Consider the following 9397-nt stretch of genomic DNA (forward strand, 5'->3'; position numbering starts at 1 on the left):
CGCACGGCCGGCCCATGACACGTGTCATGGGCCGGCCGTGGACCTGCTCAGTCGAGCTGCTGGACGTCCGCGCCGAGGGCGTGGAGCTTGCCCATGAAGTCCTCGTAGCCGCGGTAGATGATGTCGATGCCGCTCACCCGCGAGGTGCCCTCGGCGGCGAGCGCCGCGATGAGGTGGGAGAAGCCGCCGCGGAGGTCGGGGACCTCGATGTCGGCCGCCTTGAGCGGCGTCGGGCCGGAGACGACGGCCGAGTGGTTGAAGTTGCGGTGCCCGAAGCGGCAGGGCGAGCCGCCGAGGCACTCGCGGTAGACCTGGATCTGGGCGCCCATGCCGCGCAGCGCCTCGGTGAAGCCGAAACGGTTCTCGTAGACCGTCTCGTGGACGATCGACAGGCCGGTGGCCTGGGTGAGCGCGACGACGAGCGGCTGCTGCCAGTCGGTCATGAAACCGGGGTGGACGTCGGTCTCGAGGACGATCGACTTGAGCTCGCCGCCCGGGTGCCAGAAGCGGATGCCGTCGTCGGTGACCTCGAAGTCGCCGCCGACCTTCCGGAAGGTGTTGAGGAAGGCCATCATCCCGTGCTGGTCCGCGCCGCGGACCATGATGTCGCCGCCGGTGGCCAGCGCCGCGCAGGCCCACGAGCCGGCCTCGATGCGGTCGGTGAGCGCGGTGTAGGTGGCGCCGCCGAGGCGGTCGACGCCCTCGATGCGGATGACGCGGTCGGTGTCGACGGAGATGATCGCGCCCATGCGCTGGAGGAAGGCGATGAGCGCCATGATCTCCGGCTCGGTGGCGGCGTTGCTCAGCTCGGTCTTGCCCTTGGCGCGCACGGCGGTGAGCAGGAGCTGCTCGGTGGCGCCGACGCTCGGGTAGGGCAGCTGGATCTTGGCACCGGTGAGCCCGCGCGGCGCGGTGATGTGGATGCCCTGGGGGCGCTTGTCCACGACGGCGCCGAACTCGCGCAGGATCGACAGGTGGTAGTCGATCGGGCGGTCGCCAATGCGGCAGCCGCCGAGGTCGGGGATGAAGGCCTCCCCGAGGCGGTGGAGCAGCGGGCCGCAGAAGAGGATCGGGATGCGGCTCGAGCCGGCGTGGGCGTCGATGTCCGCGACGTGCGCGGTCTCGACGTCGCTGGAGTCCAGGCGGATGACGCCGGCCTCGACGTCGTAGTCCACCGTGACGCCGTGCAGGCGCAGCAGGCCGGAGACCACCTCGACGTCCTTGATCTGCGGGACGTTGCGCAGCTCGGACGGGTCCTCGCCGAGCAGCGCCGCGACCATGGCCTTGGAGACGAAGTTCTTCGCGCCGCGGACGCTGATCTCGCCCTTCAGCGGCGTCCCGCCGTTCACCTGCAGTACTGCGCTCATACCCACCTCATCGCCGACGTCGGACCCGCGCGGCCCGGACAGTCCAGCATAAGCCGCCGATGTGAGGGAGGGATGGGAGGACGTGAAGGGTCCGTGAAGGTGCCCAACCTCACGCGTCTGGCCCGGCCCGGCTCGCGGCGGTGACCTCCCCGGTTCACCTCGCCGGGACCCGTGCGGACGGGGGAGCTCGGAGGAGAACAGGGGAGGTCGCCGCTGACGGGCCCGCCGGCCCCGCGCCCGTCGTCTTGACAGCCCCGGTGACCGGTGTCACGCTTTTGCCGAATCGATTCGGCACGCCGGAGCGGCCGGGTCGGGACCCCCATCGGACACAGGCGTCGGGAGCGCAGATGAACAATCGACGGACACCCATCGGGATCGCCCTGGCGGCGGCACTGGCACTGACAGCGTGCAGCAACGACGACGGCGCCTCGTCGGGCGACGGCGAGGGCGGCGGTGAGATCACCGTCTGGGCCCACCAGGGCCAGGAGTCGGAGGTCGACGCCCTCCAGGCCGCCGTCGACGGCTTCAACTCCTCCCAGGAGGAGTACACGGCGACCCTCCAGCTCGTCCCCGAGGCCGACTACACGAGCACGGTGACGACGACCGCCGCCGACTCGCTGCCCGACGTCCTCGAGTACGACGGCCCGATGATGGCCTCGCTCGTCTACGCCGGGAAGCTCGCCCCCGTCGGCGACCTCGTCGCGGCCGAGACGCTGGAGAACCAGACCGACTCCGCGCTCGCGCAGAACACCTACCCCGTCGACGGCGAGGTCTACGGCGTCTCGCAGTTCGACGCCTCCCTCGGCATCTACGCCAGCGCCTCGAAGCTCGAGGCCGCGGGCGCCGAGTACCCGCAGGGCCTGGAGGACGCCTGGACGGTCGACGAGTTCGAGGCCGCCCTCGAGGCGCTCGCCGCGGAGGACGAGGACGGCCAGGTCCTCGACATCAAGGAGAACTACGGCGCCGAGTGGCCCACATACGGCTTCCTGCCGGTCGCCTGGTCGACCGGGAAGAACATCATCGAGGACAACGCCGCGGACGGGAGCCTCAACAGCCCCGAGGTCGTCGCCGCCGTCGAGCGCTTCGCCGGCTGGCGCGAGTACATCGACCCGAACACCGACGACGCCGCCTTCCTCGACGGCCGCGTCGCGATGAGCTGGGTGGGCCACTGGATGTACAACCCGTACGCCGAGGCGCTGGGCGAGGACCTCGTCGTCCTGCCGCTGCCGGACTTCGGCGCCGGCCCCAAGAGCGGCCAGGGCTCCTGGGCGTGGGGCGTCAACCCGGAGAGCGACAACGCCGAGGGCGCCGCGGCGTTCCTCGACTTCCTCACCACCGACGACCAGGTCGCGGCCATGACCGACGCCAACGCCGCTCCCCCGGCCACGACGACGGTCCTGGAGTCCAGCGAGCTCTACGGTGCGGACGGCCCGCTCGCGATCTTTGCCGAGTCGCTCCAGGCCACGTGCGGTGACGCCGCGCCCAGCGCCGACTGCGTCGCCGTCCCCCGCCCGATCACCCCGGCCTACCCGGTCATCAGCCAGCAGTTCTCCGAGGCCTTCTTCGGCGCCTACGAGGGCGGCAACGCCCAGGAGCTGCTCGACACCGCGGCCCGCACCATCGACCTGGACTTCCAGGACAACGACGGCTACGGCCTGCGCTGACACACCGCCGTGGGCGGGAGCACGCCGCTCCCGCCCACGGCACCTCACGAGGAGCAACGATGACCACTGCGGTGACGCGCCGGGCCCGCGCCCGGCGCCCGGAGACCCTGGCGGGCTGGGCGATGATCGCGCCCGCCGCGATCGGGCTCCTCCTGTTCGTCCTGCTGCCCTTCCTGCTCGCCGGCTGGCTGTCGACGCAGAACGTGCGCCTCGACACCCCGCAGCCGCCGTCGTGGTTCGGGCTCGAGCACTACCGGCGGATCCTCCTCGACCCGGACTTCCGCGGCGAGTTCCTCACCGGGCTGCGCAACAACCTCATCTTTGCGGCCGTCGTCGTGCCGGTGCAGACGTCCCTGGCCCTCGCGCTGGCCGTCCTGCTCAACCGGCCGCTGCGCGGCATGCCGGTGTTCCGCACCTTCTTCTTCATGCCCGTCGTCTTCCCCATGGCCCTCGTGGCCGTGGTCTGGAAGGTCATCTACACCCGCGGCGAGCTGGGCCTGCTCAACTCGGTCCTCGACACCGTCTCCTTCGGGCTCATCCCCTCCCAGGACTGGCTGGGCAACCCGAGCACGGCGCTCGCCGCGATCATCATCATGTCGATCTGGCAGGGTGTCGGGCTGCAGATGGTCATCCTCCTCGCCGGCCTCCAGGGCATCCCGGGCGAGCTCTACGAGGCCGCGGCCCTCGACAAGGCCGGCCCGTGGCAGCGCTTCCGCCACGTCACCCTGCCGGGCCTGCGCAACACCCTGATCTTCGTCGCGATGGTGACGACCATCCTGTCCTTCCGCGTCTTCGACCAGGTCTACATCATGACCGGCGGCGGCCCGCAGGACGCGACGACGACGGTCATGTACCAGGCCGTGACGACCGCCTTCACGGCGAACAACGTCGGGCGGGCGTCGGCCATCACCGTGCTGTTCTTCCTCATCGTCCTGACCATCACCCTGATCCAGCGCCGTGTGCTGCGCGAGGAGCGTGAGATCGCATGACCACCCACCGCTCCCGTCCCGCGCGCACCGCGGGCAGCTACCTCCTCCTCACGGTCCTCGCGCTCGTCTTCGTCGCGCCGATCGCCTACCTCGTCGTCGGCAGCTTCAAGCCGTCCTCGGAGGTCATCGACGGCGTCGGCGGCTTCGTCCCCCGCGACCTGTCCCTCGACAACTACACCGGGATGCTCGGTCGCTTCTCCAGCCCCGCCACCGGGTACTTCTCCGACTTCTTCCTCACCTCGCTGCTCGTCACGACCGGCGTCGTCGTCCTCGGTCTGCTCGTCAACTCGATGGCGGCCTACTCCCTCGCGCGGCTGCGCTGGAGCGGGCGGGACGCGGTCATGCTCGGCGTCGTCGCCCTGACGATCCTGCCCTTCGAGGCGATCGCGGTGCCGCTGTTCTACGCCCTCAACGAGCACCGCAACACGTACTACATCCAGATCCTGCCCTTCGTCGCGAGCGCCTTCTCGATCTACCTCTTCTACTCCTTCTTCATCGGCCTGCCGAAGGAGATCGAGGAGGCCGCGCGCCTGGACGGCGCCGGCGTGTGGCGCACCTACCTGCGCATCGTCGTGCCGATGTCCAAGCCGGTCTTCGCGACGGTGGCGATCCTGTCCTTCCTCACGACGTGGGGCTCCTTCCTGTGGCCGGTCATGATGATCGACCAGCCGCAGAAGCGGCCGCTGCCGCTGGCGATCGCGGTGTTCCAGGGACAGCCGCCCTACGACTGGGGCCAGATCTTCGCCTTCGGCGTCCTCATGGTGCTGCCCGTCCTCCTCGTCTTCCTCCTCTTCCAGCGCTGGTTCGTCCAGAGCCTGGCGTCCTCGGGCCTCAAGGGCTGACGCCCGCCCACTTCCCCGCACAAGAAGAAAGCAGCTGCATGCCTCTCGCCCTGCCCGACCGCTGGGTCTGGGACTTCTGGTTCGCCCACGACGGGGACGACGTCCACGTCTTCTACCTCCAGGCGCCGCGCTCGCTCGGCGACCCCGACCTGCGCCACCACAGCGCGACGGTCGGGCACGCCGTGAGCCGCGACCTGCGCAGCTGGGAGGTGCTGCCCGACGCGCTCGGTCCCGGGGAGGGGGACGACTTCGACTCCCTCGCCACGTGGACCGGAAGCGTCATGCGCCACGACGGTGTGTGGCACATGTTCTACACGGGCGTCTCGACGGCGGAGGTCGGCGCGGTCCAGCGCGTGGGCCTGGCCACCTCCCCCGACCTGCTCACGTGGACCAAGCAGGGCATGGTCCTCGAGGCCGACCCCCGCTGGTACGAGCGCCTCCACGACGGCGTGCGGGAGGAGGCGTGGCGCGACCCATGGGTGTGGCACGAGCCGACGACGGGCCGCTTCCACATGTACCTCACCGCCCGGGCCGACCACGGGCCGCTCGACGGGCGCGGCGTCGTCGGGCACGCCGTCTCCGACGACCTGCGCACCTGGGAGGCGCTGCCCCCGGTCTCCGAGCCGGGCGACTTCTACCACCTCGAGGTCCCCCAGCTCCTCCACATCGGCGGCGCGTGGCGGGTGGCCTTCTGCCTCACCGCCGGGGAGCACAGCGCGGTCCGCCGGGCGCGCGCGGGCTTCGTCGCGGAGGGCGGCACCCACGTCCTCACCGGCCCAGGCCCGCTCGGCCCGTTCCGCCTCGAGACCGAGCGCTTCCTCCTCGGGGACGCGACCGCCAGCCTCTACGCGGGGCGCTTCGTCGAGCACAGCGGGAGCTGGTACCTCCTCGCATGGGAGCACGTGGACGACGACGGCGGTTTCGGCGGCCGCATCAGCGACCCGATGCCCGTGTCCGTGGACGAGGACGGGACGATCCGGGTGACCCGTCCGGCATAAAGTGTGGGGGCCAGCAGCCGACGAGGGAGGACCGGGGTGACGAGGAGGCCACGCATCCGCGACGTCGCCGAGCTCGCCGGTGTGGCGCCGTCGACCGTCTCCGTCGTCCTCAACGACACCGAGGGCGCGCGGGTGGCCGGCAGCACCCGGGACCGGGTGCGGGCGGCCGCGGCCGAGCTCGGCTACGTGCCCAACTCGCTGGCCCGGGGGCTGCGCACGCAGCGCTCGGGGACCCTCGCCTTCATCAGCGACGTCATCGCGACCACCCCCTACGCGGGCCAGCTCATCCAGGGCGCGCAGGACGCCGCCTGGGAGGCCGGGTACCTCCTCATGCTCGTCAACACGGGCGGGGACAAGACGCTCGAGGAGCACGCCGTGCGGGCGCTGCGCCAGCAGCAGGTCGACGGCGCGCTCTACGCGACGATGTACCACCGCTCGGTGACGCTTCCGCGGGTGCTCGACGGGCTGCCCACCGTGCTTCTGGACTCGCGGCCGGCGGAGGGCGCGACGACCTTCGTCGTGCCCGACGAGCAGCAGGGCGCGCAGTCGGCGGTCGAGGAGCTCGTGCGGCACGGGCACCGCCGCATCGGCTTCGTCCGTGACCTCCACGACGGCCCCGCCGTCGACCGTCGCCTGCGCGGCTACGAGGAGACCCTGGCCGCCCACGGGCTCGAGGTGGATCCGGGGCTCGTCGTGCGGGAGCGCTCGGACTCCGCGGGCGGTGACCGCGCCGCGGGGGTGCTGCTCGACTCCGAGCGGCCGCCGTCGGCGATCTTCGCCTTCAACGACCAGATGGCGATCGGCGTCTACCGGGCCGCCGCCGCGCGGGGCGTGCGCATCCCGCAGGACCTGTCCGTCATCGGCTTCGACGACCTCTACGTCGTCTCCAGCGAGCTCACCCCCGGCCTGACGACGATGGCGCTGCCGCACCGGGAGATGGGCCGGCTCGCCGCCCTGGCCCTCATCGCCGAGCGCGACGGCGCCGAGCCCGCCGGGGAGATGCTCGTCCCCTGCCCCGTCGTCCGCCGCGGCTCCGTCGGCCCGGCGTCGCCCGCCGCTGCCACGCCGCACTGAGCTACCCGGTCCCCCTCATCAGGACCCGTGCGAACGGGGAAGGTCGGAGGAGAACCGGGGAGGTCAGCACAGGCCCAGACGAGAGCCGGATTCCTCGGCGGAGGAATCCGGCTCTCGCGAGTCGGGGGCGCCCTGTCAGCGGAGGGGGCCTGCTCGTGGGCGGGGACGCCGTCGTCGACGGGGCGGGCGGCGACGATCTCCACCGGCGGCAGGTGCTTGGCCGGGAGGGTCTGGGGCCGCCAGGCGGCGCGGGACTCCTCGAAGGTGGTGATGTCCTCCTCGTGCTGGAGGGTGAGGCCGATGTCGTCCAGGCCCTCCATGAGGCGCCAGCGGGTGTAGTCGTCGATCTCGAACTGCGCGACGACGGAGCCGCAGCTCACGGTGCGCGAGACGAGGTCGACGGTCACCTCGGTGCCCGGGGCGGTCTCGAGGACCTTCCAGATCTGCTCGATGTCCTCCTGGGCGACGATGCCGGCCACGAGGCCCTGCTTGCCGGAGTTGCCGCGGAAGATGTCGGCGAAGCGGGAGGCGAGGACGGCCTTGAAGCCGTAGTCCTTGAGCGCCCACACGGCGTGCTCGCGGGAGGAGCCGGTGCCGAAGTCCGGGCCGGCGACGAGCACCGAGCCGCTGCGGTAGGCGTCCTGGTTGAGGACGAAGTCCGGGTCACCGCGCCAGGCGGCGAACAGGGCGTCCTCGAAGCCGGTCCGGGTGACGCGCTTGAGGTAGACCGCCGGGATGATCTGGTCGGTGTCGACGTTGCTGCGGCGCAGCGGGACGCCGACGCCGGTGTGCTGGGTGAACTTATCCATGGCGCTTCTTCTCTCAGGCGTTGACGAGCTCGCGGGCGGGCGCGAGGTCGGCGGGCGAGGACAGGGTCCCCCGGACGGCGGTCGCGGCGGCGACGAGCGGCGAGACGAGGTGGGTGCGCCCGCCCTTGCCCTGGCGGCCCTCGAAGTTGCGGTTCGAGGTCGAGGCCGCGCGCTCCCCCGGCTTGAGCTGGTCGGGGTTCATGCCCAGGCACATCGAGCAGCCGGCGTTGCGCCACTCGGCACCGAAGTCGAGGAAGACCCGGTCCAGGCCCTCGGCCTCGGCCTGGAGGCGGACGCGGGCCGAGCCCGGCACGACGAGGACGCGGACGTCGTCGTGCTTCTTGCGGCCCTTGATGACGTCGACGACGGCGCGCAGGTCCTCGATGCGGCCGTTCGTGCACGAGCCGATGAAGACGGTGTCGACCGGGATGTCGCGCAGCGGGGTGCCCGGCTCCAGGCCCATGTACTCCAGCGCGCGCTCGGCGGCGACGCGGTCGCCCTCGTCGCCGATCTCGGCCGGGTTGGGCACGGTCGCGGACAGCGGCAGGCCCTGGCCGGGGTTGGTGCCCCAGGTGACGAAGGGCTCGAGCTCGGAGGCGTCGAGGTGGACCTCGACGTCGAAGACGGCGTCGTCGTCGCTGCGCAGGGTCTTCCAGTACTCGACGGCGGCGTCCCAGTCGGCGCCCTCGGGGGCGTGCGGGCGGCCCTTGAGGTACTCGAAGGTCGTCTCGTCCGGCGCGATCATGCCGGCGCGGGCGCCGGCCTCGATCGACATGTTGCAGATGGTCATCCGCGCCTCCATCGACAGGGAGCGGATGGCCTCGCCGCGGTACTCCAGGACGTAGCCCTGGCCGCCGCCGGTGCCGATCTTGGCGATGATCGCGAGGATGATGTCCTTGGCCGTGCTGCCCTCGGTGAGCTGGCCGTCGACGTTGATGGCCATCGTCTTGAAGGGCTGCAGCGGCAGGGTCTGGGTGGCGAGCACGTGCTCGACCTCGCTCGTGCCGATGCCAAAGGCGAGCGCACCGAAGGCGCCGTGGGTGCTCGTGTGGGAGTCGCCGCACACGACGGTGAGGCCTGGCATGGTGAGCCCCAGCTGGGGGCCGACGACGTGGACGATGCCCTGGTCGGCGTCGCCCAGGGAGTGGATGCGGATGCCGAACTCCTCGGCGTTGCGGCGCAGCGTGTCGATCTGTGTGCGGCTGGTGAGGTCCGCGATCGGCAGGTCGATGTTGAGCGTGGGCGTGTTGTGGTCCTCGGTGGCGATCGTGAGGTCCGGGCGGCGCACCGGGCGTCCCGCGAGCCGCAGCCCCTCGAAGGCCTGCGGGCTCGTCACCTCGTGCACGAGGTGCAGGTCGATGTAGAGGAGGTCGGGGGCCCCGTCGCTCCCTTCGCGCACGACGTGCGCGTTCCAGACCTTCTCCGCCAGGGTGCCGCTCATGTTCTCCACCTCTCGGGCGCGGCGGTAGCCGCGGCCCTTCTCCGTCCCTTCCCGGACCCTGTTCGGTCCGGGGGCTTGCATCTCAGTGAGTGAGATGCCAATATCGCCACATGGACAACTCTAGCGGAGTCGGCGTCCTTGACAAGGCCGCCACGGTTCTCGGTGCCCTCGAGGCGGGGCCCGCGACCCTCGCGCAGCTCGTCGCTGCCACCC

General features: G+C 71.4%; 7 protein-coding genes and 2 pseudogenes. 6 read left to right on the forward strand and 3 right to left on the reverse strand.

Going from position 1 to position 9397, the window contains the following annotated elements; translation table 11 throughout:
• Positions 1–47 precede the first annotated feature (47 nt).
• Positions 48–1367, reverse strand: a complete 1320-nt coding sequence (gene murA / locus ACWPXV_RS15450; protein ID WP_454086047.1) for a UDP-N-acetylglucosamine 1-carboxyvinyltransferase — start codon at positions 1365–1367, stop codon at positions 48–50.
• A 347-nt stretch (positions 1368–1714) separates the two neighbouring features.
• Between murA and ACWPXV_RS15455 the strand changes: the two genes are divergently transcribed.
• The 5 genes from ACWPXV_RS15455 to ACWPXV_RS15475 are packed head-to-tail and all read left to right on the forward strand — an operon-like array spanning position 1715 to position 6934.
• Positions 1715–3031 (forward strand): sugar ABC transporter substrate-binding protein, encoded by a 1317-nt coding sequence (locus tag ACWPXV_RS15455; protein ID WP_454086048.1) that lies wholly within the window; start codon positions 1715–1717, stop codon positions 3029–3031.
• 59 nt (positions 3032–3090) lie between these two features.
• Entirely contained in the window at positions 3091–4020 is a 930-nt protein-coding gene (locus ACWPXV_RS15460) for a carbohydrate ABC transporter permease (protein ID WP_454086049.1), read from the forward strand.
• Positions 4017–4862 (forward strand): carbohydrate ABC transporter permease, encoded by an 846-nt coding sequence (locus ACWPXV_RS15465; protein WP_454086050.1) that lies wholly within the window; start codon positions 4017–4019, stop codon positions 4860–4862. The genes ACWPXV_RS15460 and ACWPXV_RS15465 overlap by 4 nt, the downstream gene beginning before the upstream one ends.
• A gap of 38 nt (positions 4863–4900) precedes the next feature.
• Complete coding sequence (locus ACWPXV_RS15470) at positions 4901–5860, forward strand: glycosyl hydrolase family 32 (RefSeq protein WP_454086051.1); 960 nt, start codon at positions 4901–4903, stop codon at positions 5858–5860.
• Positions 5861–5896: 36 nt separating this feature from the next.
• Positions 5897–6934, forward strand: a complete 1038-nt coding sequence (locus ACWPXV_RS15475; protein WP_454086052.1) for a LacI family DNA-binding transcriptional regulator — start codon at positions 5897–5899, stop codon at positions 6932–6934.
• Between the two features lie 176 nt (positions 6935–7110).
• On the opposite strand, the pseudogene leuD reads toward ACWPXV_RS15475, so the two are convergent.
• A pseudogene (gene leuD / locus ACWPXV_RS15480) lies at positions 7111–7743 on the reverse strand (3-isopropylmalate dehydratase small subunit); the annotation flags it as partial.
• A gap of 13 nt (positions 7744–7756) precedes the next feature.
• Positions 7757–9184: a 3-isopropylmalate dehydratase large subunit gene (gene leuC, locus ACWPXV_RS15485; RefSeq protein WP_454086053.1), complete on the reverse strand. Its 1428-nt coding sequence runs from the start codon at positions 9182–9184 to the stop codon at positions 7757–7759.
• A 110-nt stretch (positions 9185–9294) separates the two neighbouring features.
• Between leuC and ACWPXV_RS15490 the strand changes: the two are divergent.
• A pseudogene (locus ACWPXV_RS15490) lies at positions 9295–9397 on the forward strand (IclR family transcriptional regulator); the annotation flags it as partial.

It is taken from the genome of Georgenia sp. Marseille-Q6866 (assembly GCF_965111665.1).